Genomic DNA, 26,179 nt, shown 5'->3' on the forward strand with positions numbered 1-26,179 from the left:
TTCCGACTTTTGAGAGGAGCTGTCTGCATGGAGGAGATCCGGCCCGGCCGTTACCGCCACTTCAAGGGGAAGGAATACCTGGTGCTCTACACCGCCCGTCACTCCGAGACTCTGGAGCCCATGGTGGTCTACCAGGCCCTCTACGGGGAGCGTGGCATCTGGGTCCGCCCCGCCGCCATGTGGGGGGAGCATGTGGAGCGGGAGGGCTATTCCGGCCCCCGCTTCACCTATCTGGGCGAGGAGGCGTGAACCGTGAACATCCAGATCTTTGGCAAAAACAAGTGCTTTGACACCAAGAAGGCCCAGCGGTACTTCAAGGAGCGGGGCGTGAAATTTCAGGCCATCGACCTTCTGAAGTACGGCATCAGCCGCGGCGAGCTCACCAGCGTGAAGAATGCGGTGGGGCTGGAGGCCCTGCTGGACCCCAAGGCCGCCGACGCTGCCCTGGTGACCTACCTGGCCTACGACGAGGACAAGCGGGAAAAGCTGCTGGAGGACCCCAAGCTCCTCCGCACACCCATCGTCCGCAACGGGAAGCAGGCCACCGTGGGCTATTGTCCCGAGGTGTGGAAGACCTGGACCTGACATCGCCGCACAAAAATGCCCCTCCGGGCTGGTTTAACCAGCCCGGAGGGGCGTTTTGTCTTATTTCCTCTTCTTGTCTCTCAGGTAAATGTGCTTGGTGTGGGGATTGCTGGTCTGCCGCACATCCACTTCAAAGCGGTCGATGCTCTTGATGAGCTGTGTAAGCTTGGAAAAGCCGTAATTTCGGGGGTCGAAGTCGGGCTGCTGCCGGATGAGCAGGTTACCCAGCTCCCCCATGAAGGCATAGCCATCCTCGTCGGCAATCATGTCCATGGCGTCGGCGATGAGGTGGACCACCTCTTTGGGCACCTTCTTCTGGGCGGGCTCCGGAGCCGGCTGCGGCTCCGGTTCCGGCTCGGGGGCGGGCGCCGCGGCCGGCTCCGCCGTCTTCTTCCGACTTTTCTTGCCGCTCTTGGCGCCCTCCGCCTTGGCGGGGGCCGGCTCGGTCTTGCCGGACGCCGAAGCGCTCTCCGCCGCCTGGGCCGCCGCCTCCTGCTCCGCCGTGGCCAGGGCGGCCTTGGCCTCTGCCCGGATGACCTCGATATAGATGAACTTGTCACAGGCCACGATGAAGGGATTGGGGGTCTTCTTCTCCCCCATGCCGATGACCTTCTTCCCCGCCTCCCGGAGCCGGGTGGCCAGACGGGTGAAGTCGGAGTCGCTGGACACCAGCACAAAACCATCGCAGCTGCCGGTATACAGGATGTCCATGGCATCGATAATCATAGCCGAGTCGGTGGCATTCTTGCCGGTGGTATAGCTGTACTGCTGGATGGGCGTGATGGCGTTCTCCAGCAGGATGGGTTTCCAGGAGGCCATGTTGGGGGTGGTCCAGTCCCCGTAGATCCGCTTCACTGTGGGGGTACCGTAGACGGCGATTTCCGCCATCACGTCCCGCATAGCGGTCCGGGAGGCGTTGTCGGCGTCGATGAGCACCGCCAGGCGCAGGCTCTGGTCATTTTGCTGTGGCATATGGTCTCTCCTTCCGGCGGCTCAGCCGTCGCTGAGCACAAAGTGATAGAACCGGAGCATCTCGTACCAGTCGTCGGTGGAGAAGCACACCGTCTTGCCCTCCTCCAGCGTGGCGCCGGGATAAAAGCTCTTGGAGTAGGCCAGCTTGTGCTCCCGGAAGCGGATCTGACTGTCAAAGTGGTCGGGCATGGGCACCTTGCACTTGTGGGCCTTCTCCACCGCCTCCTTGGCGCCGGCGCGGATGCGCTCCACCGCCACGTCGGGGTGGATGGACAGCACGCCGCCGCCCACGCCCTTGTTCACCGGCACGGTGACCATCTCGGGGATGAGCTCCCTGGCGAAGTCGCACAGGTCCTGGTCGCCGGAGAGGAATGCCACGGGAACACCGTAGTACCCGGCGGTGTAGGTGTTGATGAGGAACTCACTGGCCAGGACGCCGTTGAGCAGGACGTGCTCATTGCGCAGGTTCATGGTGTGGGAGAGGGGGTTGCCGGGGCAGGAGGCCCAGGCATGGTAGCCGGTGAAGAGGACCGCCCCAAAGTCGTCGGTGTCCAAGCCGGACATCATGGAGAGGAGATCTCCGGTCCAGCCCCGGAGGATGCGCACCTCCTCGGGGAGGGCGGAAACCTTGATGTTCCGGGCGGAGTCGTGGGCGTCCTTGAGGAGGATGCCCTTGGCGCCGCCCTCCAGGGCGCCCTTGCAGGCCGCCTTGACCTCCCGGGTCATCTGCTTCTGAAAGGGCTCATAGTCCTGTGGGGTGGAGCGCTCGGTCTCTGACCAGTCGGTAATGCCGCAGGTACCCTCGATATCAGCACTGATGAATACATTCATGGGAAACATTCCTTTCCTTTCAAGTAGGTGCGTCAGGAAAAAAGGACGCCGGCCGGCGTCCTTTTTTCCTGACGGGGCGGCTTTGAGCCACCCCGTAACATTTGGGATCAGGTATCGTCCTCAATGAGGCCGTAGCCGCCGTCATTGCGCCGGTACACCACGGAGAAAGCGCCGTCGGCGTCGGCGTTCTTGAAGGCGAAGAAGGTGTGGTCCACCAGGTTCATCTGGAGGATGGCCTCATCCACCGTCATGTGCTTGATGGGGAAGCGCTTGGTGCGGACGATCTTGAACTCGGACTCCTCCTCCTCGGGGGCGAAGTCGGAGATCTCCGCCGCATCCACCGTCCGCTCGAAGGCGTCGGTGCGCAGGCGCTTTTCCAGACGGGCCTTGTTCTTGCGGATCTGACGCTCCATATAGGAGACACAGGCGTCGATGGAGGCCCGCATATCAGAGGTGCTCTCGGAGGAGCGGAGGATCATACTGCCGGAGCGGACCGTGATCTCGCAGACGTTCCGGCCCTTTTCAACACTAAAGACGACGGAGGCCTCCCCTTCATTTTTGAAGTAGCGGTCCATCTTTCCTACCTTTTTCTCAGCGTAGGCGTGGACGGACGCGGGCAGAGTAACCTTCTTGTCTGTAAATACGAACTTCATGCGATTCAGCTCCTTCTTTCGCCCCGGTGGGGGCTGTGCTCGCCAGATCGTGGAACTTCCCCTTTCTGACATCTCTATTATAACAGCCCTCCGCAGAAAAGTCACTCATAATTTATGAATTTTTCACAAAGGATATCCGAGCTGTTCCGTCATTTTGTCAGGTCTTCTCACTTTACGCGTACACCGTCGATGAACACGTGCGCTACCCTGCTCATCCAGTCCAGAGGATGACCGGTGGTCACCACCACATCGGCGTCCTTGCCCGGGGTGAGAGAGCCCACCCGGTCTGCCACCCCCGCCAGTCGGGCACCATTGAGGGTGATGGCCTTCAGCGCCTCCTCCGGGTCCAGGCCGCCCCGCACGGCCATGGCGGCGCACAGGGGGAGATACTGGATGGGCGTGACCGGATGGTCGGTGCAGATGGCGATTTCCACGCCGGCCTTTGCCAAAAGGGAGGGGTTTTCGATGGTGCTGTTGACCAGCTCCGGCTTGCTCCGATCGCTGAGGATAGGCCCGGTGATGACGGGAATGTGCTCCCTGACCAGCAGCTCGGGGAGCAGGTGAGCCTCGGTACCGTGGACCACCACCAGCTTCAGCCCGAACTCCCGTGCCAGCCGTACCGCCGTGGCGATGTCGTCGGCCCGGTGGGCGTGGATGTGGACGGGAAGCTCCCCCTTCAGGGCGGGGAGGAAGGCCTCCAGCTTGGGGTCGAAATCAGGGGGATCGGTGTCCTCCTCGGCGTCGGCCTTGTTCTGCTTGTCCATGTACTCCAGGGCCTTGCCGCACTCCGCCCGGATGATGGCGGCGGTACCCATGCGGGTGATAGGGGTCTCCTTCCGCTCGTTATAGACCGATTTGGGGTTCTCTCCCAGGGCCAGCTTCAGAGAGGCCGGCTCCCGCACCACCATCTCCTCGGCCCACCGGCCTACCGTCTTGACCACCAGACCCTGGCCGTTGATGGGGTTGCCGCTGCCCGGGCCGGTGAGCACCGTGGTCACCCCCGCCTTCCGGGCCTCCCGGAAGCAGCGGTCCATGGGATTGAGGCCGTCCAGGGCCCGGAGGTGGGGAGTACAGGGGTCGGTGGACTCGTTGTCGTCCTCCGACTCAAAGCCCAGGCCGTCTCCGCACATCCCCAGGTGGCAGTGGGCGTCCACGAAACCGGGGAGGATATGTCCCCCCGCCGCGTCCAGCACCGGTCCCGTCCAGTCCTTGGGGCATTCCTCCATAGGCCCCACCGCCTTGATCTTACTGCCCTCCAGCAGCACATAGCCGTTGGGAATCACCGGTCCGTCCATGGGGTGGACCACACCGTTTTGAATGAGCATGCTCTTTCCATCCCTTTCTTTGCGTTTAAGGAAAAACAGGGCGCGGCCCTTCGGCCGCATAAAAATGCCGTTACTTTCCCGGCCCGGACCGGGCCGGAAAAGTCCTCGCTCCGCTCGCTGCATCCACGGTATGGATGCAGGGCGTTCGATCTCACGCGAGGCGGGCTGCCGCCCCCTCGCGCTCCCCCGCCAGACCTTCTGGCTGTCCATCGCCATGGCGGGAACCCCGATACGGCAAACAGGGCGCGGTCTTACGACCGCGCCCTGTCAGAACCATAGCAAACTGTCGTCCGCGGTGGGGTCGCCTTACCGGCGGCCGCCGCCCCGGCGGCTGCTGCGCTTTTCGGTATACTTCATCTCGGAGAGCTTGCTGTCCGAGGCCTGCATGAAATGCTTGAGCCGCTCCTCAAAGGTCTCAGGCTCGCTGGGCTGACGGCTGAAACCGCCCTGACGTCCGCCGCCCTGACGGGGGCCGCCGAAACCGCCGCTGCGGGGCGCGCCGCCCTGACGGGGGGCACCCGGTCCACCGGTCCGCTGGGGCCGGGGCGGGGGATCCATGGCCTTCTTGATGGACAGATTGATGCGGTTGTTGTCATCGATGCCGATGACCTTGACCTTGACCTCCTGTCCCTCCGTGAGATGATCCTTTACGTCATTCACGTAAGTATAGGCGATCTCGGAGATATGCACCAGACCCGACCGGCCGCCGGGCAGCGACACGAAGGCGCCGAACTTCGTGATGCCTGTCACTTTTCCTTCTACAATAGAACCTACACCAAACTCCATACTACTTCCATGATCCTCCTTGAAATTTCACCCGTTCTCTCTCTAGACAGACGGCCCGTCAGTTGGTGATGACGATGACCTTCTCTCCGGGTACCACCAGGCCCAGTTTATCCCTGGCGATGTCGGCGATCCGATCGGGATCGTCGGGATTGGCCACGTCCTCGGCCAGATCGGCGTTGACCTGGGTCTGCTCGGCCACCTGTCGGCTCAGGGCATCCCGCTCGGCCTGGGTCTGACGGATCCGGCTCTGCAGGTTGAGCAGAGACGTGGCCAGATAGATGAGCAAGGCCAGAATCACCAGCTTGGCGAGCAGTCCGGCTTTCTTGGTCTTTGGCATGATCTCTCCCCTCCCATCTCCCGTCTCTGGGACGGGTCAGGTCGTCCATCTCTCCGGGTATCAGGTTAAGTTTATACCATTCCCGCCGATAATGGAAGTATTTTTTTGCGAATTTCTGAATTTTTTTGCCTAGCCGTGCGACCTGGTCCACTGGCAGGAGGATCAGACGGACCAGCAGGGCCGCTCCATCGGCGGCCAGACCCACCACAAACAGTGCGGGCGGGCTGAGCAGCAGGAAGTAGAGCAGCGCCCCCAGAAAGAGGGCCGCCGCCATATAGATGCGCACCTCACCGCCGCCGGCGGCGGTGGCGTAACAGAAGAGCCCCACCGTAACCAGAAGCCAGAAGCCCAGGTCCAGCAGGGCGCCCACCAGGGGGAGTCGGAGGCGCCGCCGCATGACCCGGAAAACGTCGTAGACCAGGCCCAGACACCCCCCGAGGGCCGCCGCCCCCAGGAAGGTCCGGACCTGGTCCGCCAGATCGATGCCCATGGCCCTTTACCGGAACAGCCGGGCCAGGAAGCCCGCCCGGGGACCACCGTCGTCCTCGTAGGTGAGGGAGTCCACCATGCCCTCCACCCGCAGGTCGCCCCCGTCCAGGCTCAGTTTTTCGATGTGGAGCTCCTCCCCCCGCACCACCAGGGTCCCCAGGGAGGTGCGCATGACGATGGCGTTCTCGTCAAAGCTCTCCACCTCCTCCACCCCGGACACCGAGAGGGACGCCCTTCCCTCCAGGATCACGTGGTGGTCCGCCGCCTCCTGCCGCGGCCGCTTCTCCTCATATTGCATACAGTTCCCGCCTTTCCCGGTTTTGCTACCAATATATGGGACAGTTGGGTGGGATATGCCCTCTCAGCGCCGTTCCAACGCCCGGCGCAGTGGCCGGTAGAGGGCGGTGACGCCGGCGATCTTCAGAAAGTCACCGGGGAGGAAGATGAGCATGCCGCTCCACAAAAGGGCGGGGAGGGCCATGGCACTCTTCAGATATACGTTGAGGATGAGCCACATATAGGGCAGGCCCACCAGGTAGAGGGTCCCCAGCCCGGCCAGGGCCGCCAGTGCCACCCGGACCAGCCCCGGTTCTCCCCGACTCACCATGCCGATGACCCAGGCGGCGGGGATGAGACCAAGCAGAAAGCCGAAACTGGGCTGGAACACATAGCCCAGACCGCCGCCGCCGGTGAAGATTGGCAGTCCAACCAGGCCCAAAACCACATACACCGTCTGGGACACCGCTCCCCACTTGGGCCCCAGCAGCACGCCGGAGAGGGCGGTGGCAAAAAAGAGGAGGGTAATGGGCACCACGCCCACGGGGATCTTGATAAAGTTGGCCACCGCCGTCACCACGGCGAAGAGGGCGGCCAGCACCAGCATCCGGGTCTGATCTCGCATATCTGTCAACTCCAATCGTAAACTATTTTTTATTTCTGGTTTACGATACCACATCCCTGTCCATTTGTAAACCTTTTTTTCGCGCTAGTTGACTGTCTGGCGGTCAGGGGATATAATGGGCGGGAAAGTCTAATGGTATGAAGTCAAGAGGGTGATGGCAGGAAAAATCGAGAATAAATGCAGGAAAACAGTTGCGTAAGCAGAAAAAAGGCAACACCAACCTAAGCCCTGCCCCCTAAGATTTTTTGAAACAGGGCGGGAGCGCCAGAGCTGCGAGTGGTGTACTCAGCTCTCCGGCGGGATATACAGGCGGTTGTCCTTCAGCAGCCGAAAGACCAACCGGACCAGTTTTCTGGCAGTTAAAGCGAGTGCGCGTTTATGCTGGTACTTGTTGACCTCATGGTATTTGAGGTCATAGTAGCGCCGGAACTCGGAGTCGCATCTTCTCACGGAGTTGGCGGCTTCCAGCAGGTAGTACCGAAGATAGCGGTTGCCGGATTTAATCATTTGGGAGTGTTCGGCTTCAAATTCACCGGACTGGTTCTTGTGCCAGACAAGACCGGCAAACTTGGCGACAGAGGCTTGAGAGTTGAAACGGTGGATATCGCCAATCTCAGCGATGATACCGGCGGAGTAGACCTTCCCAATGCCGGGAATAGAGGTCAGGGTATTGGGGATAATCTCAAACTGCTGTTCAATGGCCTTTTCTAAAACCTTAATTTGTTCTTTCAAGGCACGCATGGAAGCAATCGAAACGGACATCGCCTGGTTTACAGTATCGTTCACTGTCTTAGGGAGACGGTAGGAGCCTCTGGCTGCCGCCTGTACCGCTTTCGCTGTGGCCGCTGGATCTGCAAACCTGCCGCGGCCCGTTTCAGTGNGGTCCATGCTTCAGGATGAGATCTTGTCCCTGCTGCGCTCCGAACCGGACACCTACCGCTCCGGGGAGGAGATGAGCCGGCAGCTTGGCGTGAGCCGTGCTGCGGTGTGGAAGGCGGTGGAGGCTCTGCGCCGGGCGGGGTATGAGATCGTCTCCGCCCCCAACCGGGGCTACCGGCTCTCCGCCGCCCCCGATGACCTGCGCGCCGGGGAGCTGACCGCCGCCATGTCCGGCCATCTGGTGGGACGGGAGGTGGTCTGTCTGGACACGGTGGACTCCACCAACAGTGAGGTCAAGCGCCGGGCCGCCGACGGGGCCATGGAAGGTCTGGCCGTGATCTCCGACGAGCAGACGGCGGGCCGTGGCCGACGGGGCAACGCCTTCCAGTCTCTGAAGGGCAAAGGGCTCTTCTGCTCCGTCCTCCTCCGGCCCCAGGTTGCCCTGGACGCCCTGAGCCAGCTCACCGCCTGGACGGCGGTGGCGGTGTGCCGGGCCATCGAGGCCTGCTGCGGCCTCACCTGCGGCATCAAGTGGACAAACGACATCATCCTGGACGGCAAAAAGCTCTGCGGCATCCTCACCGAGCTGGAGTTCGAGGCCGAGAGCGCCGCGGCGGTGGCCGTGGTGGTGGGGGTGGGGATCAACGTGGGTCAGACCGAGGCCGACTTCGGCCCCGACCTCTCCCCCATCGCCACCTCCCTCACCCAGGCCCTGGGACGGCCGGTCCGCCGGGCAGAGCTGGCCGTCCACCTGCTCACCGCCCTGGACGAGATGTACGCCACCTTCCCCCAGGGGAAAAACGAATATCTGGCCGAGTACCGCCGCCGGTGCGTCACCACCGGCCATGAGGTGGCCCTGGTGCGCCCTGACGGCGGCCGGGAGCCCGCCTTTGCCCAGGCGGTGGACGACGACTTCGCCCTGGTGTACCGCCTGCCCGACGGCAGTACGCGGACGGTGACCGCCGGTGACGTGTCGGTACGGGGGCTGCTGGGCTATGTCTGAGGAACGGAGGGAGCATATGAACGCGGTCGCGCGCCGGGAAAGGCTCATGGAGCTGCTGGAGAAGGCCGACGGGGCGGTGAGCGCCACCGCTCTGGCCCACACCCTGTCGGTGAGCCGTCAGATCATCGTGGGGGACATCGCCCTCCTCCGGGCGGCGGGGGAGCGGATCACCGCCACCCCCAGGGGCTATGTTCTGGACCGCAGTGCCGCCGGGGAGCTGCGGACGGTGGCCTGCCGCCACACCACCCCGGAGGACATGGCCAACGAGCTCAACATCATGGTGGACAACGGCTGCACCGTGGTCAACGTCATCGTGGACCACCGGGTATACGGGCAGTTGGTGGGCCAGCTGGACCTCTCCAGCCGGTATGATGTATCTGTATTTATACAAAAAGTAGTCGAAAATGGGGCCAAACCCCTCTCCGACCTCACCGGCGGCATCCACCTGCACACCCTGCGCTGCCCCAACGAGAGCGCCTACCGCCGGGTGGCTGAGGCCCTTCAGGAGGCCGGTATCCTCCTCACCTGACCGCGACCGCCCGTGGGAAAACGCTTGACTTTTTTCCACGGGCCGCTATAATACTATCTTGTGTCAAGACACATATCCAGACAATAACGATACATAGAGAAGGAGCTGGCATAAATATGGAAGGTTTGAAAGGCTTCCTCCAGCGGAAAAACATCGTGATCTCAGCCCGGCGGTACGGCATCGACGCCTTGGGTGCCATGGCCCAGGGTCTCTTCTGTTCCCTGCTCATCGGCACCATCCTCAACACCCTGGGGACCCAATTCGGCATCCCCTTCCTGACGGCCCAGATCATCAAGATCAACGACGTGGGCTACACCGTGGGTGGGCTGTGCTCCTTCATGAGCGGCTCGGCCATGGCTGTGGCCATTGGCTACGCCCTCCAGGCACCCCCCATGGTCCTCTTCTCCCTGGTGACGGTGGGCTACGCCTGCAACGCCCTGGGCGGGGCGGGCGGCCCGCTGGCCGTCCTCTTTGTGGCCATCATTGCCGCCGAATTCGGCAAGGCGGTGAGCAAGGAGACCAAGATCGACATTCTGGTCACCCCCATCGTCACCATCCTCATCGGCATCGGCGCCGCCTGGATCATCGCGCCCCCCATCGGCGGCGTGGCCAACGCCTTCGGCCAGCTCATCATGCAGACCACCCTCCTCCAGCCTTTCTGGATGGGCATTCTGGTCTCTGTGCTGGTGGGCATCGCCCTCACCCTGCCCATCTCCTCGGCGGCCATCTGCTCGGTGCTGGGTCTCACCGGCCTGGCCGGCGGTGCCGCCGTAGCGGGCTGCTGCGCCAACATGGTGGGCTTCGCCGTCCTCTCCTTCCGCGAAAACGGCTGGGGCGGTCTGGTGAGCCAGGGCATCGGCACCTCCATGCTCCAGATGCCCAACATCGTCAAAAATCCGAAGATCTGGCTCCCCGCCATCCTCACCTCGGCCATCACCGGCCCTCTGGCCACCTGCTTCTTCGGCCTGGAGATGAACGGCGCCCCCATCAACTCCGGCATGGGCACCTGCGGCCTGTGCGGACAGCTGGGAGTGTGGACGGGCTGGGTCTCCCCCAGTGAGCAGGCCATCGCCAACGGCGCTCTGGCCATCGCCCCCACCGCCTTCGACTGGGCGGGTCTCCTCCTCATCTCCTTCGTCCTCCCTGCCGTGCTGTGCTGGGCCTTCGGTCTCTTCTTCCGAAAAATCGGCTGGATCAAGGAAGGCGACCTGACGCTGAGCTAAAAGGGAAACTGCCGCTCCGCCATTGGCGGAGCGGCAGTTTCAGGTTGTCGAAAAAGGGCATATACGTCAGATTTTGTGCAAGAGCCTCGCAGAGTTCCGTCGTCCGCAGACGACGGAATCAAGTACAGTCTGTTTTTTCCGGGGACATGTGCCTCGGAAAAAACACTGCTCAGGCCGCAAACGTGCGAGCGAAGCGAGTGCGATGCAGCGGCCTGCATCTTTTCGAAAAAATGCCTGCATTTTTGAGAGAGCCTGTCGACTTTGTCGACAGGCTCAAACTGCCGCTCCGCCATTGGCGGAGCGGCAGTTTTTCTTTTGTCAGCCCTCCAGCTGGTACTGCTCCATCAGCTCCACAGTCACGGTGAGGGTGTCCTCCCCTCGTCGGACCTGGAAGTCGATGGAATCTCCCGCCTGAAGCTCGTCCCGGACGGCCATCAAGTCGTCAATGGTGTGGAGGTCGGCCCCGTTGGCGGTGAGGAGCACATCCCCCTCCTCCAGCTTTCCATCGGCACCGGAGCCGGCGGTGATACTCACCACCAGAAGGCCCTGGTCTACACCGTACTCCTCCTGCTCAAAGTCGTACATGGCCCGTACGGTGACCCCCAGGGTGGGCCGTCCGGTGACCACGCCATCGGCGATAAGGGCGTCCACCACCGGCTTCACGGTGGTGGTGGGGATAGCGAAGCCCAGACCCTCCAGGGTATTGTCGGAGACGTTGGAGATGAGCTTCATGTTGGTGATGCCGATGACCTGCCCCTGGTCATTGACCAGAGCGCCGCCGGAGTTGCCGGTGTTGAGGGCGGCGGTGGTCTGGAGGAGGGTCATGGTGTTGCCGTCCACCTCCATGTCCCGGTTGATGGCGGACAGGATGCCGTCGGTCATGGTGCCCCGGAGCTGCTCTCCCATGGGGTTGCCGATGGCCACCACCGTGTCCCCCACCACCATCTGGTCGGAATCACCGAAGACGGCGGGAGTCAGGTCGTCGGCCTCCACCTTCAGCACCGCCAGGTCGGTGGTCTCGTCGCTGCCCACCAGCTTGGCCTCAAAGCTGCGGCCATCCTCCAGGGACACGTCGGCTCGGAAGGCACCCTCGATGACATGGGCGTTGGTGATGATATAGCCGTCGGCGGTCATGACCACCCCGGTGCCCTGAGAGGAGCCCATGGGCAGCAGGGCAGTGATGGAGACCACCGAAGGGCTCACCTGCTGGTAGATCTCCTGGAAGGAGAGGGGCGCCGTCTCCGGCCGGTCCATCAGGGTCAGAGTGGTGCCGTCTCCGTTGGGGTAGCGCTGCAGTTCCAGGTCCACCGAAATCGTCTGCGTGTTTTCCGCATTGCCCTCTTCCGGGGCCATGGCGCTGATATCCAAGGGTTTGGACTGGATGGCCAGGGCCACTGCCAGTCCCCCCAGCACCAGCGTGAGACCCAGCAGCACTGCCACGGCACCTCGCTCGGAGCGGCCCTTGCGGGGCCGCCGCCCCACCGGCAGCTCCGGGACCGGCTCAGGCGCCGGCCCCACCGGCAGGTCCCTGACGGGTTCCTCCGCCGCCTGGGTGGCCGGGCAAGCGTCGTGCGCTCCGTCCGGTCCGTCGTAATAGTAGTGGTACATGTGGTCCCTCCTGTCCGGGCAATCACGCCAGGGTAAGTGTAAAGGTAAACTCCGTCAGCCCGTCCTGGCTGGTCACTGTGATATTTTCTTTGTGGCTGTTGAGGATGGTCTTGACGATATAGAGCCCCAGGCCCACGCCGTCCCGGTCCTCGCTGCGGGAGCGGTCGGTCTTGTGGAAGCGGTCGAAGACCAGGGGAATCTCCTCCGGGGGAATGGTGTCGCCGTGGTTGCGGACGGACACATAGGCCTTCCCCGTCCGGGGCACCACCGAGATGCCCAGAGTGGTCTCGGGATAGGAGAACTTGATGGCGTTGTCCAGCAGGTTGTAGCACACCTGGGTGATGGCGTCGGGGTCACCCCACACCTGCACCGGATCGTCGGGGAGCTGGGTATCCACATCCAGATGTCTGTCGTTGATCTTAGTCTCCAGGCTCACCAGCACCCGGAGCATGACCTCGGAGACATCGAACTGCTCCTGGGCGGTGACCCGCTCGCTGGACTGGAGACGGCTCAGGTCCAGCATCTTGCGTACCAGCCGGGAGAGCCGCCGGGTCTCGGAGGAGATGACCTTCAGATATTCCTTCTCCCGCTCCGGCGGGATGGTACCGTCCAAAATACCGTCGGCAAAACCGGCAATGGTGGTCATGGGAGTCTTGAGCTCGTGGGAGATATTGGCCACGAACTCGCTGCGCTTGGCCTCCGACTGGGCAATGGAATCGGCCATGGCGTTGAAGGCCTCGGCCAGCTCCCCCACCTCGTCGCACCGGCCGGTGCAGTCCACCCGGGTGTCATACTCCCCGTGGCCGAACTTCCGCACCGCCTCAGCCATATCCTTGAGGGGCCGGGTCATCCTCAGTGAGGTCACCGAGGTGGTAATGAAGGCGATGAGCATGACCACCACGGAGGTAAAGAGGAAGATGGAGGCAAAGGCCCGCCAGATCTCGGTGATGCTGCCCGCCTCGGCGGCCACAAAGACCATGCCGGCCATGACCTCCTGGCCCATATAGTCCAGCCGGAAGGGGACGCCGGACACGTAGCGCGGTTCCGAGAAGGTGCCGCCCAGGGTAGTCATGGCCTCAAAGGAGCCGGTGGCCTGAACGCTCTGGACCACATTGGCGGGCAGCTGTACATGGGAGAGGTCGGTCAGCTCGCCGGCGTTGCCGGCGGCATAGAGGATCTGGCCGTTCTGGCTGCTGAGGAGCACGGTGGCGCCCGTCACAGACACCACCGCGTCCACCGCCGGCTGGAACCGGTCGGGGAGCAGATAGAAGCCGCCCAGCTCGTCGTTTACGCTGACCTCCTCGCTGAGGATGCCGGCGATATAGCGGGCATTGTTGCTGATGGATTTCTGCCGCTCACTGACGGTGTAGCGGTAGGAGAGGGTGATGAAGGCCGAGCCCAGCATGGCGAAGGATACCAGGATCACCCCGGCCATGATGAGGAATTGTCGCTGATAGAGACTTTTCAAGGGCAGGGCACCCCCTTTCTTCTGCGGGTTCAGGTATTCTCCGGGGTGAGGACCTCAAACTTGTAGCCCACGCCCCACACAGTCTTGAGGCTCCACTGGTCGCTGACTCCCTCCAGCTTCTCCCGCAGGCGCTTGATGTGGACGTCCACGGTCCGGGAGTCGCCGAAGTAGTCAAAGCCCCACACCTCGTCCAGCAGCTGATTGCGGGTAAAGACCCGGTTGGGAGAGACGGCCAGGTGGTAGAGGAGCTCCAGCTCCTTGGGGGGCGTGTCCACCCGTTTGCCATCCACCAGCAGCTCGTAGGAGTCCAGGTTGATGACCAGCTTGTCGAAGGAGAGCCGCTTCTCCCCGCTCCCCTCCTCGGCGCCGTAGCGCCGGAGGACGGCGTGGATGCGTGCCAGGACCTCCTTCATCTCGAAGGGTTTGACGATGTAGTCGTCGGCGCCCCCCTCCAGACCCTGGACCTTGTCACTCAGCTCGCCTTTGGCGGTGAGCATGATGACGGGGGTCTTATCCCCCTCCCGGATCTTCTTGAGGACCGACCAGCCGTCCATCACAGGCAGCATGATGTCCAGCAGCACCAGGTCGGGCCGGAAGGACCGGAAGAGCTCCACGCCTTTCCCGCCGTCGGCGGCCACCTGGGTATCAAAGCCCTCTTTTTCCAAATAGAGGTGCAGCAGCTCCGCGATGTTGCCGTCGTCCTCCACGATGAGCACCTTTGTGGGCATAGGACCTCCACCTTTCTTCTCATGACATTAGACCGGCATACTCCGCCGGCTACAGTCTCTTATGGTCATTATAACGGATTCCCCGGCGGAAGGGTGAATTTTTTGTAAAAGCCGTTCCCTTACTCGGCGTAGGAGCGGTCCACGCTGACCACGGCGAAGTAGGGGCCTCCGGGCAGCCCCTCCATGCGTCCGGCGATGCGGGATTTCACCTCTTCGTCTGTGAGGTCGCTGCTGTGCGGCACCACCACATCGAAGATCAGATTCTGATGGTGGGGCCCCTGGGTCATGCGGAAATCGTGGATGGTCATGGCCGGGTCGATCTGCTGGACCAGCCCGGCAACCTTGGCCTTCAGTTCGTTGGTCAGAGGGTCCTTGGTGGCGATGGGGTCCATATGGATCACCGCCTCAATGTGGAACTTCTCCTTCAGCTCCCGCTCAATGTCATCGATGACGTCGTGGACGGCCAGCATATCGGCGTCCATGGGCACCTCGGCGTGGAGGGAGAGCATGCTCCGGCCCGGGCCGTAGTCGTGGATGATGAGGTCGTGGATGCCGGTGACGATCTCATGGGCCAGGACGGTCTTTTCGATGGCGTGGACCAGGGTGGGGTCGGGGTTCTGGCCCAGCAGGGGGTCCAGGGTATCCTTGGCTGCCCCCCAGCCCGCCCGGAGGATGAAGACGGCCACCAGGATACCCACCCAGCCGTCGATGTGCAGGCCGGTGAAGCCGCCCACCAGGGTGCCCAGCAGCACCGCCGAGGTGGCCGCCACATCGGAGAGGGAGTCAGCGGCGGTGGCGCACATGGCCGCTGAGTCGATGCGTTTGCCCAGAGTCCGGTTGAAATAGAACATCCACAGCTTCACCAGGATGGCGGCGCACAGGATGCCCACCGACACCCAGGAGAGCTCGATCTCCTCCGGGTGCAGGATCTTCTCCACTGAGCTTTTGGCCAGCTCCACACCCACCAGCAAAATGGCACCGGCCACGATGAGGCCCGAGATGTACTCCATGCGCCCATGGCCGAAGGGGTGGTCGTCGTCGGCCTTCTTGGCCGCCATACGGAAGCCCACCAGGGTGACCACGGAGGAGCCGGCGTCGGAGAGGTTATTGAAGGCGTCGGCAGTGATGGCGATGGAGCCGGTCAGCAGGCCGGCCAAAAACTTCCCCAGAGAGAGGAGCAGGTTGAGAAAGATCCCCACTCCGCCGGTGAGCAGGCCGTAACGCTGCCGGATCTCCGGGTCCTCCCAGTCATCGGGCCGGGAGATAAATTTCTTCACCAGAAAATCGATCATGCCGCACCCTTCTCTCAGCCCAGTTCCCGGTACATGGCAGCGGCGTCGTTTTTACCCACGTTCTCAGCCACGGTGAGGACCTCGATTTTGGTCACCCGCTCGCCGAAGCGCAGCTCCACCACATCGCCCACCTTGACCTCGTAGGAGGCCCGCACCGGCCGGCCATTGACGCTCACCCGCTCATTGTCACAGGCCTCATTGGCCACCGTCCGCCGCTTGATGAGGCGGGAAACCTTGAGCCATTTGTCCAAACGCATATCCATCTACTCCTTCTCCCGGCCGCTGCCGGATGTATTAAAAGCGGCTCCGGTGACACCGGAGCCGCCTGGGATCTCTTGATTACCGAAAACAGTCCTTACTTGGAGACGGCGTCCTTCAGAGCCTTGCCGGGCTTGAAGACGGGGACCTTGGAGGCGGGGATCTTGATGCTCTCCTTGGTCTTGGGGTTGCGGCCAATGCGCTCAGCGCGCTTCTTCACCTCAAAGGCGCCGAAGCCCACCAGCTGGACCTTGTCCTCGTTGACCAGGCTCTCCACGATGGCGTCGATGGCGGCGTTGATGGCAGCTTCGGTGTCCTTCTTGGACAGGCCGGCCTTCTCGGCGGCGGCATTGATCAGTTCAGCTTTATTCATTTGCGATACTCCTCCTAAGTGATGTGATCGGATCTAGTGTTCCCATTCCAACCGTTGTATTTACTCAAAGCCCACTGGCTCCGGCGTCGGGCGCCGGTACGGGCGTTCAAGCCTCTTGCTGTTTCACGGCGTCCCAGAGGGCGTCCATCTCGGCCAGACTCATGGACGAGAGGTCCTTTCCCTGGGCCCGGGCGGCCTCTTCCACCGCCCGGAAGCGCCGGGCGAACTTGTCGCAGGCCGCCGTCATGGCATTCTCCGGGTCCACCTTCACAAAGCGGGCCACGTTCACCGCCGCGAACAGGAGGTCACCCAGCTCCTCGCTGACGTTGCTCCCCTCCCGGATGGCGGTCTGGAGCTCTTCCGTCTCCTCCCGCAGCTTATCCATGGCGCCGTCCACGCTGTCCCAGTCGAAGCCCACCTTGGCGGCCTTCTTCTGGATCTTTTCCGCCCGCCACAGGCCGGGCAGGCTCCGGGCCACGGCGTCCACGCTGTCGGCCGCCGTATCCTGGTGCTTTTCCTTCTTCTTGAGCTCATCCCAGTTGGCCAGCACCTGGCCGGTGCCGGTCACCGTCACGTCCCCAAACACATGGGGGTGGCGGTAGATGAGCTTCTTGCAGATGCCGTCGGCCACGCCGGTGAGATCGGTCCGGCCTTCCTCCTCCTCCATGCGGGCGTGCATGACCACCTGGAGCAGCAGGTCACCCAGCTCCTCCTTCAGGTGCTCGGGGCTCTCCTCGTCGATGGCCTCGGCCACCTCGTAGGCCTCCTCCAGCAGATCCCGCCGGATGGACTTGTGGTCCTGCTCCCGGTCCCAGGGACAGCCCCCGGGCGCGCGCAGGATGCGGACGATCTCCACTAGGTCTGATACGTCATAGCTGGGTTTCTGTTCAAAATCTATCATATTTCTCCCCCTTCTGCAAGTTCTTTTTTCTTTTCCATCCTTCTTAGAGTCGGAGGAGCTTGGCGATCTTGTCGCCCTTGGGCATGAGGGACAGATCCTCCCTGGAGATGGCCTTCAGCACCACCACCAGCACGGCGTACACCACCACGCCCACGCCGATGGCGGCCATGGTGGACAGGGTGTTGCCGAAGATGCGGCTCACCAGGCCGTAGACGGCCCACACGGCGATCCCCATGATGCCGGCGGCCACCATGGGCTTGGCAAAGACCCGGATATACTCCGGGGGCGACGGGATGACCCGCTTGATGAGCAGGAGCTCCAGCACGGCCACGATGATATAGCACACCAGAGTGCCCACGGCGGCGCCCACGGCTCCGATCTGGCGGACCATGAAGTTGTTGACGAGGAGCTTGGCGGCGCAGCCCGCGATCATGATGAAGATGGGCAGGTTCACAAAGCCGCTGGCCTGGAGCACCGAGTTGCACACCAGCATGACGCACACGAAGATGGAGGCGATGCCCAGGATCATCATGGAGGGGTCGGCGATGGTGTGATCGGAGTCAGAATAGAGCAGGTACATGATGGGAGAGGCCAGTACAGTGAGGCCGATGCCGGCGGGGAGTGCCAGCAGCATGCCCACTCGCATGGAGGACTCGGCGATCCGTCCGGCGCCCTGGTAGTCCCGCCGGGCCCGGCAGGCCGAGATGGCGGGGATGACGCTGGCGGTGAGGGCCACCATGAAGGAGGAGGGCAGGTTGTAGATGGTGATGGCCTTCTGGTAGGCGCCGTAGGCGGCCACCACCGGGTCCACTACATCGGGATCGATGAGCTTTTGGGCCTCATACCACTGGGCAGGCTGGGCGTCCATCACATTCCGGAGGATGTTCTGCACCTGGGCGGTGTCCAGCCAGGAGGTGATGGGGGTCACAGAGGCGCACAGGGTAATGGGCACAGCGATGACCAGCAGCCGCTTGAGAATGGTGCCGGGCGCCTCGGGCACATCGGTGGGATGGCCGGGCTCCCCGCGCCGGCGCATGACGTGCTCCACGATGAGGTAGATGAGACAGATACCGGCGCCGCAGGTGACGCCGAGGATGGCGCCGGCGGCGGCGTCGGAGGCCGAGGCTCCCGCCTGCACCAGCGTCCAGGCCAGGGCCAGGCCGATGACCAGCTTGCCCAGGGCCTCAATGATCTGGGACACCGCCGTGGGCACCATGTTGGCATGGCCCTGGGCGTAGCCCCGGAAGGTGGAGAGGACGCAGACGAAGAAGCAGGCCGGGGCGATGGCCTGCACCGCCTGAACGGCGGCGCCGTCGCCCTGGAGATTGGCCAGGGGCTGGGCCAGGGTGAACATAACCACAAAGCTGATGGTACCCAGGATGAAGAAGGTCACCAATGCCACATTGAAGATGCGGTGGACCTGGTTCCGCTTTCCCAGGGTGCTGGCCTCGGAGATGCTCTTGGAGAGGGCCACCGGCAGGCCGGCGGTGGAGATCATCAGCAGCAGGTTGTAGATGACGTAGGCGTTGTTGAAGTGACCGAAGCCCTCGTCATCCAGAATGTTCCCCAGAGGGATCTTGTAGAGGGCGCCGATGAGCTTGACGATGGCGATGCCGACAGCCAGAATGGCGGCACCGCCGAAGAAGGTGCTTTTCTTTTCACGATTACCCAAGGGGTCTACACAGCCTTTCGCAGTGAGTCTATGGACAGGAGACAGGATGGAACTTAGCGCCCGAAGAGGAGGGGCAGGGCATAGCCGGCCACCTCTTTCTTCACCTTTTCGATGTCAATGGTGAGGAACTCCCCGTTTTTGTATATGACCTTGCCCCGGGCCATATTCATGACCACGTTGGAGCCGTGGGCGGCATAGGCCAGGTTGTTGGCGGCGTCGTGGCAGGGGATGAGGTTGAGGGCCTCGCTGTCCAGCAGGATGAGGTCGGCCTCATAGCCCTTCTCGATGCGGCCGGTCTTGCGGCCCAGGGCCTTGCCGCCGTTGACGGTGGCCATCTCCAGGGCGTCCCAGGCGGTAAGGGCCAGGGGGTCATGGCGGACGCCGTTCTGGAGGATGGCGGCCAGCTTCATATCCCCGAAGAAGTCGGTGCAGTTGTTGGAGCTCACGCCGTCGGTGCCCAGGGCCACGTTGACCCCGGCCTTCTTGAGGTCCACCACCGGAGCCACGCCGGAGCCCAGCTTCAGGTTGGACATGGGGTTGTGGATGGCGGAGACGCCCTTCCGGGCCAGAATGGCCCAGTCCTCCTCGGTGGTCCAGACGCAGTGGGCGGCGATGGCCCGGACGTCAAAGACGCCGTGCTCAGCCAGAACGGCGGCGGGGCTCTTCCCGCCGTGGCGGGCCTTGCACTGCTCGTGCTCGGCCTGGGTCTCGGAGAGGTGGACGTGCATGCCCAGGCCGTGGTCGGCGGCATAGCGGGCCATCCAGTCCCACAGTCCGGCGTGGGAGGTGTACTCCCCGTGGATGGAGGCGTCCACCTGGATGCGGCCGTCGTCCCGGCCGTGCCACTTCTCGGTGAGCGCGCGCTGGACCACACAGTCGTGGTTCTTGTCCGGGTCAAAGGGCTCCTCAAACTGGACGCCGCCGCAGGAGACGTTGGCGCTGATGCCGGCGCTCTCCACCTCCCGGAGGACGGCGTCGGTGTGCATATACATATCGGCGATGCAGGTGACGCCGGAGGCGATCATCTCGGCCAGGCCCAGAGCGGCGCAGGCCCGGATGGCCCGGTCGTCCCACTTGGCCTCCACCGGGAAGATGAAGTTGTTGAGCCAGTCCTGGAGGTTGTTGCCGTCGCCGTAGCCCCGCATGGCGGTCATGGGCACGTGGGTGTGGGCGTTCACCAGGCCGGGCATGAGGATGCCGCCCTTGCCGTCGATGCACTTGCCCGTGAAGCCCTGGGGCCGCTGGGCACCGAAGTCGGTGATCTTGTGGCCGTCCACCACCACGTAGGCGTTGGGCAGGACGGTGTGGGCGGGGTCCATGAGGACGGCGGTGACGTTATAGATCATGGTAGACATGGAAAAGCGCACTCCTTTCCGCCCGGGCCCATCACAGACGGCCCAGGCACTCCAGCACCAGGCGGGAGAACTTATCCTTGCAGGCCTCGGCGGCGTCCAGCACCTCCTGCTCGGAGAGGGGCTGGTCCAGGATGCCGGCGGCCAGATTGCTCACCAGGGTGAATCCCAGCACCTGCATGCCGCAGTGACCGGCGGTGATGACCTCCGGGGCGGTGGACATGCCCACGGCGTCGGCGCCGGCGATCCGGGCAAAGCGGACCTCCGCCGGGGTCTCGTACTGGGGACCGGGGAAGTACATATAGACGCCCTCTTTGAGCTCGATGCCCAGGTCGGCGGCCGCCTTCCGGGCCAGGTCCTGGAGGGCGGGGGTGTAGAGGTGGGTGGAGTCGGGGAACCGGGGGCCAAACTCGGGCAGGTTCTCGCCCCGGAGCGGGGACTCCATAAAGATCTTGATCTGGTCGGTGATGAGCATGAGGTCACCGGCCTTGAAGTTCAGGTTGACGCCGCCGGCGGCGTTGGTGACGATGAGGGTGTCGCAGCCCAGCAGCCGCAGGACCCGGACGGCATAGGCCACCTCCTCGTAGGAGTAGCCCTCGTAGTGGTGCATGCGGCCCTGCATGACGGCCACCTTCTGGCCCCGGAGGGTGCCGAAAACCAGCTGGCCCTTATGGCCGGGGGCGGTGGACACCTTGAAGTGGGGGATCTCCCCGTAGGGGACACGGATGGGGTCCTCCACCACGTCGCCCAGGAATCCCAGGCCGGAACCCAGGATCATGGCCACCTTGGGGACAAAGGTGCCCAATTTGGAGCGGATGAAATCGGCGCTCTCCTGGTACTGGACAAAGGGAATGCTCATATGGTCGCCCTCCTTTGTGAGATTGGGTCATTTTGACGTACACGCATTTTACACCAGCCGTGGAAAAAAAGCAAGGAAAGACAGCATTTTGAGGGACAAAAGCCCCACGGGACAGGGGCTTGGCGAAAGTTCCCCTTGTCAGGGGCCCGGTCCTGTCATATAATGAATGTCCGCAAAACATGTCCACAATATTTTTGGGAGGCAAATCATATGGCATTGACACAGGCAGACATCGCCCGGGTAAAGGCACTGGGCTTTCTGCGCAACCGCGGCACCGAGCTCTTCTCCGGCCGCGTCGTCCCCACCGGTACCGTCTTTTCCGCATGGGAGCTCATCGCTACCGCGGAGCTGGCAGCCCGCTTCGGCAACGGCAAGGTCATCCCCACCGTGCGCATGACCCTGGAGCTGCCCGGCATCCCCTATGAGCGCATCGACGAGGCCATCGAGTTCGCCGCCGCCCGGGGACTGCGCTTCGGCGGCACCGGCGCCAAGATCCGCCCCGTGACCTCCTGCAAGGGCACCACCTGTGTCTTTGGCATGTACGACACCCAGGCCCTGGCCCGGACCATCCACGAGCAATACTACCTGGGCTGGACCAAGGTCGCCCTCCCCCATAAGTTCAAGATCGCCGTGGGCGGCTGCCCCAACAGCTGCGTCAAGCCCAGCCTCAATGACTTTGGCATTGAGGGCCGCCGCACCCCCGACGGCGTCCGCTTCCAGCTCTATATCGGCGGTACCTGGGGCCGCACCACCCGCATGGGCTCCGCCTTCCCCCGCCTGGTGGAGAAGGATGAGATCCTCCCCCTCCTGGAGAAGGCCATGCTCTGGTTCCGGGAGAATGCCTACCAGAAGGAGCGGCTGGGCGCTGCCATCGACCGCATCGGCGAGGACGCCCTCTTCGCCGCTCTGGAGAGCAATGACCTCCTGGACCGCAAGGACGAGATCCTCTCCGCTCCCCTCCTCCAAAAACCCTAAGTCCTTTTCTTGTTCGTCCTTTTCTTGAAAGAAAAGGACCAAAAGAACTTTGGTACCGCTCCGGAACGGGTACGGAACGAACGCTTCTGCCCGGTGACGGAAGCAGAAACAGAACAGAGACGCCAAGCGGGCGCTGCCACTGGCAGCGCCCGCTTTGTTTTTAGAAAAGGGAAAGCCATCCGTTAACCCACGCCGCAGTCCTCTCCTACATAGCGATGAACGCCACCTACGTCGCAGCAACGGCAATTCCAGGCAGCGCCACCACGTCCCGACACCCACTCACGCAGGCGGCGAAAAAATGTTGGATAGAACCACGGCCTTTCCCTGTTCCACCAGCGGAGTCTCCTGTGGACGGCGCTGGTCCTCTACGGGGGCGTAAAGACGGGCCGCCGGATTCCTATTTGGAGCCACTCACCCCCTTTAGAAGCCCCTTTTTCTTTGGATTCCAAAAACCGTTCTTTTTCCAGCAGGGAAAAAGAAACGGGTTTTGAGCCGTCTCCCCCGTCCTTGCACGTAACAGAACGGCAATGAAAGAAAACAAGAAACGATAAAACCCCCGCCCCGCCGGCATCACCGGCGGGGCGGGGGCCATTTATCTTCAGAACTTGTTCTCGGTGCGGTAGCGCTTCTGGGGCACATAGGTGCAGTGGAGGAGCTCGTGGGCCTTGTGGCCGCCGGGCTTGCCAAGATAGTCCTTGTAGACGGTCTGAAGCACCGGGTTCTCATGGCTCTTCCGGATGGGCATGCTCTCGTCCTGCTTGTAGAGAGCGGCAGCCCGGAGGGCGGGAATGTCGGTGACGGAGCGGACATCGGCGGGATGGAGGGGCTGTCCGCCGCCGTTGATGCACCCGCCGGGGCAGGCCATGAACTCGATAAAGTCATACTGCATGGTGCCGTTCTTCACCCCGTCCAGCACCACCTTGGCGTTGTGGAGACCGGAGGCGGCGCACACCCGAACCGTCCGGCCGGGGAGCTGATACTCGGCCTCCTTGATGCCCTTCAGGCCACGGACCTCCTTGAACTCCAGGGGCTTCATCTCGCCGCCGGTGAGGACCTCCACCACGGTGCGCAGGGCAGCCTCCATCACGCCGCCGGAGGCGCCGAAGATGACGGAGGCGCCGGAGGAGAGACCCAGCATGGGGTCGAACTGGCCGTCAGGCAGGTGGTCGAAGAGGATGCCGGAGCGCTGGATCATGCGGGCAAGCTCACGAGTGGTGATGGAGATGTCCACGGGCATGCAGCCGTTGGCCATCCGTTGCTCCTCCCGCTGGACCTCGTACTTCTTGGCGGTACAGGGCATCACCGAGACCACCACGATGTTCTTGGGATCAATGCCCATCTTCTCAGCGTAATAGCTCTTCACCAGGGCGCCGAACATCTGCTGGGGGGACTTGCAGGTGGAGAGGTTGAGCAGCATGTCGGGGTGATGCTGCTCACAGTACCGGATCCAGCCGGGAGAGCAGGAGGTGATCATGGGCAGGGTGCCGCCCTCCTGGAGCCGCTCCAGGAATTCGGTGCCCTCCTCCATGATGGTGAAGTCGGCGGCGTTGTCCACGTCAAAGACCTTGTCGAAGCCCAGACGGCGGAGGGCGGTGACCATCTTGCCCTCCACATTGGTGCCGATGGGCATCTTGAAGCACTCGCCCAGGGTGACCCGGACGGAGGGGGCGGGTCCCACCACCACGTGCTTGGTGGGGTCGTTGAGGGCGGCCCACACCTTGCCGGTGTCATCCTTCTCGGAGAGGGCGCCGGTGGGGCAGGCTACGATGCACTGGCCGCAGGAGACGCAGTCCACCTCGGAGAGGTCACGATCAAAGGCGCAGCCGATATGAGTGGCAAAGCCGCGGTCGTTGCAGCCGATGACGCCCACCTCCTGGGTGGCCCGGCACACGGCGGTACAGCGGCGGCACAGGACGCACTTGGAGTTGTCCCGGACCAGGTGGGGTGCGGAGTCCTCGATGCGGGGCAGCAGCTCGTCATTGGCGTAGCGGACGGCGTCAATGCCCAGCTCGGCGGCCAGCTCCCGGAGCTCGCACTGGGCGTTCCGGGCGCAGGTGAGGCAGTCCATCCGGTGGTTGGAGAGGATGAGCTCCAACGTGAGCTGGCGGGAGTGGCGGACCTTCTCGGTGTTGGTCTGGACCTCCATGCCCTCGCTCACCGGGTACACGCAGGAGGCCACCAGGCTCTTGGCGCCCTTGACCTCCACCACGCAGATGCGGCAGGCGCCGATCTCGTTGATGCCCTTCAGGTAGCACAGGGAGGGGATCTTGATACCGGCGTTCCGGGCGGCCTCCAGGACGGTGGTCCCCTCCGGTACGGTAACGGAAATGTCGTTGATCTTCAGAGTCACCATTTTCTTATCCATCTTCTGCTCCCCTCCTTAATGCTTGGAAATGGCGCCGAACCGGCAGTTATCCATGCAGGCGCCGCACTTGATGCACTTGTTGGGGTCGATGACGTGGGGGGCCTTCACCGCGCCCATGATGGCGTTGGCGGGGCAGTTCTTGGCGCAGAGGGTGCAGCCCTTACACTTGCCGGGATCGATGACGAAGTGCAGCAGGTTCTTACACACGCCGGCGGGGCAGCGCTTCTCCACCACGTGGGCGATGTACTCATCCCGGAAGTGGTGCAGGGTGGAGAGCACCGGGTTGGGGGCGGTCTGGCCCAGACCGCACAGGGCGCTGGACTTGATGTGCTCGCACAGCTCCTCGATGGTGGCCAGGTCCTCCATGGTGCCGTTGCCCTCGGTGATCTTGGTCAGCAGGTCGTAGAGCCGCTTGGTGCCGATGCGGCAGGGGGAGCACTTGCCGCAGGACTCGTCGATGATGAACTCCAGGAAGAACTTGGCGATGTCCACCATACAGTTGTCCTCATCCATGACGATGAGGCCGCCGGAGCCCATCATGGAGCCGATGGCGCCCAGGGAGTCGTAGTCCATGGGGGTGTCGATGAGGCTGGCGGGGATGCAGCCGCCGGAGGGGCCGCCGGTCTGGGCGGCCTTGAACTTCTTTCCGTTGGGGCAGCCGCCGCCGATGTCCTCGATGACGGTGCGCAGGGTGGTGCCCATGGGGATCTCCACAAGGCCGGTGTTGGTGATCTTGCCGCCCAGGGCGAAGACCTTGGTGCCGGTGGAGCCCTTGGTACCGATGGCGGCAAACTTGTCCGGGCCGTTGTTCAGGATCCAGGTGATGTTGGCGTAGGTCTCCACGTTGTTGAGGAGGGTGGGCCGCTCAAAGAGGCCCTTGTTGGCGGGGAAGGGCGGCCGGGGGTGGGGCTCGCCACGCTTGCCCTCGATGGAGGTCATGAGGGCGGTCTCCTCGCCGCAGACGAAGGCGCCCGCGCCCAAACGCAGCTCCAGATCGAAGCTGAAGTCAGTATCGAAGATGTTCTTGCCCAACAGGCCGTACTCACGGGCCTGGTCGATGGCCACCTGGAGGCGGTGAACGGCGATGGGGTACTCCGCCCGGACGTAGATGTAGCCCTGGCTGGCGCCGATGGCGTAGCCGGCGATGGTCATGGCCTCGATGACGCTGTGGGGGTCGCCCTCCAGCACGGAGCGGTCCATGAAGGCACCGGGATCGCCCTCGTCGGCGTTGCAGCAGACGAACTTCACCCCGTCGGGGCTGACGGCGTCATGGGTCATCTGCCACTTGCGGCCGGTGGGGAAGCCGGCGCCGCCGCGGCCCCGGAGACCGGAGGCCAGCACGGCGTCGATGACCTGCTGGGGAGTCTGCTCGGTAAGGGCACGGCCCAGGGCCTCGTAGCCGCCGGTGCCGATGTACTCGTCGATGCTCTCCGGGTTGATGACGCCGCAGTTGCGGAGGGCGATGCGGTACTGGTTTTTATAGAAGCGGGTGTCCGAGAGACTGGTGACCCGCTCGGCGTTCTCCCCCTCCTTGTGGAGGAGCCGCTGGACGATGCGGCCCTTGACGATGTGCTCAGAGACGATATCAGGCACGTCGTCGGGGGTGACGTGGGTATAGAAAGCGCCCTCGGGGTAGATGAGGACCACGGGGCCCATGGCGCACAGACCGAAGCAGCCGGTCTTGACCACCCGGGCCTCCTGCTCCATGCCCTGGGCCTTCAGCTCCCGCTCAAAGGCTTCGATGATCTTGGGGCTGTTGGAGGAGGAGCAGCCGGTGCCGGTGCACACCAGGATGTGGGATCGGACAAAGTTCAT

At 63.2% G+C, this 26,179-nt stretch carries 27 protein-coding genes and 1 pseudogene; 6 read left to right on the forward strand and 22 right to left on the reverse strand.

Annotation, left to right across the window (positions count from 1 at the left end):
• Positions 1-27: 27 nt before the first annotated feature.
• A complete protein-coding gene (locus E0E29_RS01205; protein ID WP_130848273.1) occupies positions 28-249 on the forward strand; it encodes a DUF1653 domain-containing protein in 222 nt (73 codons plus the stop codon).
• Between the two features lie 3 nt (positions 250-252).
• Positions 253-585, forward strand: a complete 333-nt coding sequence (locus tag E0E29_RS01210) for an arsenate reductase family protein (protein ID WP_130848274.1) — start codon at positions 253-255, stop codon at positions 583-585.
• A gap of 60 nt (positions 586-645) precedes the next feature.
• Here the strand turns inward: E0E29_RS01210 and E0E29_RS01215 are convergent, their stop codons facing one another.
• The 10 genes and pseudogenes from E0E29_RS01215 to E0E29_RS01255 all read right to left on the reverse strand — a co-directional run bounded on the left by E0E29_RS01215 (position 646) and on the right by E0E29_RS01255 (position 7,767).
• The gene (locus E0E29_RS01215; RefSeq protein ID WP_130848275.1) at positions 646-1,557 is read right to left on the reverse strand and encodes an NYN domain-containing protein; all 912 of its coding nucleotides are present in this window, start codon (positions 1,555-1,557) and stop codon (positions 646-648) included.
• A 21-nt stretch (positions 1,558-1,578) separates the two neighbouring features.
• Positions 1,579-2,388 carry a M55 family metallopeptidase gene (locus E0E29_RS01220; protein WP_130848276.1) on the reverse strand — a complete coding sequence of 270 codons (810 nt, stop codon included), beginning with the start codon at positions 2,386-2,388 and terminating at the stop codon, positions 1,579-1,581.
• A 107-nt stretch (positions 2,389-2,495) separates the two neighbouring features.
• Positions 2,496-3,041 (reverse strand): ribosome hibernation-promoting factor, HPF/YfiA family, encoded by a 546-nt coding sequence (gene hpf, locus E0E29_RS01225; RefSeq protein ID WP_130848277.1) that lies wholly within the window; start codon positions 3,039-3,041, stop codon positions 2,496-2,498.
• A 167-nt stretch (positions 3,042-3,208) separates the two neighbouring features.
• Positions 3,209-4,366 carry an amidohydrolase gene (locus E0E29_RS01230; RefSeq protein ID WP_130848278.1) on the reverse strand — a complete coding sequence of 386 codons (1,158 nt, stop codon included), beginning with the start codon at positions 4,364-4,366 and terminating at the stop codon, positions 3,209-3,211.
• A 306-nt stretch (positions 4,367-4,672) separates the two neighbouring features.
• Positions 4,673-5,152, reverse strand: a complete 480-nt coding sequence (locus E0E29_RS01235) for a S1 RNA-binding domain-containing protein (RefSeq protein WP_130848279.1) — start codon at positions 5,150-5,152, stop codon at positions 4,673-4,675.
• A 58-nt stretch (positions 5,153-5,210) separates the two neighbouring features.
• On the reverse strand, positions 5,211-5,489 hold the full coding sequence (gene ftsL, locus E0E29_RS17945) for a cell division protein FtsL (RefSeq protein ID WP_165449754.1): 279 nt from the start codon (positions 5,487-5,489) through the stop codon (positions 5,211-5,213).
• A 232-nt stretch (positions 5,490-5,721) separates the two neighbouring features.
• Positions 5,722-5,979: pseudogene (gene yabQ / locus E0E29_RS19170) on the reverse strand (spore cortex biosynthesis protein YabQ); the annotation flags it as partial.
• A gap of 6 nt (positions 5,980-5,985) precedes the next feature.
• Positions 5,986-6,276 carry a sporulation protein YabP gene (gene yabP / locus E0E29_RS01245; RefSeq protein WP_130848281.1) on the reverse strand — a complete coding sequence of 97 codons (291 nt, stop codon included), beginning with the start codon at positions 6,274-6,276 and terminating at the stop codon, positions 5,986-5,988.
• Between the two features lie 63 nt (positions 6,277-6,339).
• Positions 6,340-6,879 (reverse strand): biotin transporter BioY, encoded by a 540-nt coding sequence (locus tag E0E29_RS01250; protein ID WP_165449755.1) that lies wholly within the window; start codon positions 6,877-6,879, stop codon positions 6,340-6,342.
• 285 nt (positions 6,880-7,164) lie between these two features.
• Positions 7,165-7,767 (reverse strand): transposase, encoded by a 603-nt coding sequence (locus E0E29_RS01255; protein WP_242622329.1) that lies wholly within the window; start codon positions 7,765-7,767, stop codon positions 7,165-7,167.
• Positions 7,768-7,783: 16 nt separating this feature from the next.
• Between E0E29_RS01255 and E0E29_RS01260 the strand changes: the two genes are divergently transcribed.
• The 3 genes from E0E29_RS01260 to E0E29_RS01270 all read left to right on the forward strand — a co-directional run bounded on the left by E0E29_RS01260 (position 7,784) and on the right by E0E29_RS01270 (position 10,513).
• Positions 7,784-8,761: a biotin--[acetyl-CoA-carboxylase] ligase gene (locus E0E29_RS01260; protein ID WP_242622330.1), complete on the forward strand. Its 978-nt coding sequence runs from the start codon at positions 7,784-7,786 to the stop codon at positions 8,759-8,761.
• 16 nt (positions 8,762-8,777) lie between these two features.
• A complete protein-coding gene (locus tag E0E29_RS01265; RefSeq protein WP_130848284.1) occupies positions 8,778-9,290 on the forward strand; it encodes a transcription repressor NadR in 513 nt (170 codons plus the stop codon).
• Positions 9,291-9,406: 116 nt separating this feature from the next.
• Complete coding sequence (locus E0E29_RS01270; protein WP_130848285.1) at positions 9,407-10,513, forward strand: PTS sugar transporter subunit IIC; 1,107 nt, start codon at positions 9,407-9,409, stop codon at positions 10,511-10,513.
• 318 nt (positions 10,514-10,831) lie between these two features.
• Here E0E29_RS01270 and E0E29_RS01275 read toward each other — a convergent pair whose 3' ends face one another.
• The 10 genes from E0E29_RS01275 to E0E29_RS01320 all read right to left on the reverse strand — a co-directional run bounded on the left by E0E29_RS01275 (position 10,832) and on the right by E0E29_RS01320 (position 21,024).
• The gene (locus E0E29_RS01275) at positions 10,832-12,121 is read right to left on the reverse strand and encodes a S1C family serine protease (RefSeq protein WP_130848286.1); all 1,290 of its coding nucleotides are present in this window, start codon (positions 12,119-12,121) and stop codon (positions 10,832-10,834) included.
• 22 nt (positions 12,122-12,143) lie between these two features.
• The gene (locus E0E29_RS01280) at positions 12,144-13,589 is read right to left on the reverse strand and encodes a sensor histidine kinase (RefSeq protein WP_130848287.1); all 1,446 of its coding nucleotides are present in this window, start codon (positions 13,587-13,589) and stop codon (positions 12,144-12,146) included.
• 29 nt (positions 13,590-13,618) lie between these two features.
• Positions 13,619-14,317 (reverse strand): response regulator transcription factor, encoded by a 699-nt coding sequence (locus E0E29_RS01285; RefSeq protein ID WP_130848288.1) that lies wholly within the window; start codon positions 14,315-14,317, stop codon positions 13,619-13,621.
• A gap of 119 nt (positions 14,318-14,436) precedes the next feature.
• Positions 14,437-15,609 carry a cation diffusion facilitator family transporter gene (locus E0E29_RS01290; protein WP_130848289.1) on the reverse strand — a complete coding sequence of 391 codons (1,173 nt, stop codon included), beginning with the start codon at positions 15,607-15,609 and terminating at the stop codon, positions 14,437-14,439.
• A 14-nt stretch (positions 15,610-15,623) separates the two neighbouring features.
• A complete protein-coding gene (locus tag E0E29_RS01295; protein ID WP_130849041.1) occupies positions 15,624-15,866 on the reverse strand; it encodes an RNA-binding S4 domain-containing protein in 243 nt (80 codons plus the stop codon).
• Between the two features lie 98 nt (positions 15,867-15,964).
• Positions 15,965-16,240, reverse strand: a complete 276-nt coding sequence (locus E0E29_RS01300; protein ID WP_130848290.1) for an HU family DNA-binding protein — start codon at positions 16,238-16,240, stop codon at positions 15,965-15,967.
• A gap of 106 nt (positions 16,241-16,346) precedes the next feature.
• Positions 16,347-17,141 (reverse strand): nucleoside triphosphate pyrophosphohydrolase, encoded by a 795-nt coding sequence (mazG, locus tag E0E29_RS01305; protein ID WP_130848291.1) that lies wholly within the window; start codon positions 17,139-17,141, stop codon positions 16,347-16,349.
• A gap of 43 nt (positions 17,142-17,184) precedes the next feature.
• The gene (locus E0E29_RS01310; protein WP_130848292.1) at positions 17,185-18,813 is read right to left on the reverse strand and encodes a putative polysaccharide biosynthesis protein; all 1,629 of its coding nucleotides are present in this window, start codon (positions 18,811-18,813) and stop codon (positions 17,185-17,187) included.
• A gap of 53 nt (positions 18,814-18,866) precedes the next feature.
• Positions 18,867-20,168, reverse strand: a complete 1,302-nt coding sequence (locus E0E29_RS01315) for an amidohydrolase family protein (protein WP_130848293.1) — start codon at positions 20,166-20,168, stop codon at positions 18,867-18,869.
• Between the two features lie 31 nt (positions 20,169-20,199).
• Positions 20,200-21,024, reverse strand: a complete 825-nt coding sequence (locus E0E29_RS01320) for a purine-nucleoside phosphorylase (RefSeq protein ID WP_130848294.1) — start codon at positions 21,022-21,024, stop codon at positions 20,200-20,202.
• 210 nt (positions 21,025-21,234) lie between these two features.
• On the opposite strand from E0E29_RS01320, the gene E0E29_RS01325 reads away from it, so the two are divergent.
• Complete coding sequence (locus E0E29_RS01325; protein WP_130848295.1) at positions 21,235-21,999, forward strand: (4Fe-4S)-binding protein; 765 nt, start codon at positions 21,235-21,237, stop codon at positions 21,997-21,999.
• 598 nt (positions 22,000-22,597) lie between these two features.
• Here the strand turns inward: E0E29_RS01325 and E0E29_RS01330 are convergent.
• Together E0E29_RS01330 and E0E29_RS01335 are read right to left on the reverse strand one after the other, a co-directional pair.
• Positions 22,598-24,364, reverse strand: coding sequence for an NADH-dependent [FeFe] hydrogenase, group A6 (locus tag E0E29_RS01330; protein ID WP_130848296.1), 1,767 nt, complete (start codon positions 24,362-24,364; stop codon positions 22,598-22,600).
• Between the two features lie 15 nt (positions 24,365-24,379).
• A complete protein-coding gene (locus tag E0E29_RS01335; RefSeq protein ID WP_130848297.1) occupies positions 24,380-26,179 on the reverse strand; it encodes an NADH-quinone oxidoreductase subunit NuoF in 1,800 nt (599 codons plus the stop codon).

Source organism: Intestinimonas timonensis (assembly GCF_900626145.1).
Classification (GTDB): Bacteria; Bacillota; Clostridia; order Oscillospirales; family Oscillospiraceae; genus Intestinimonas; species Intestinimonas aquisgranensis.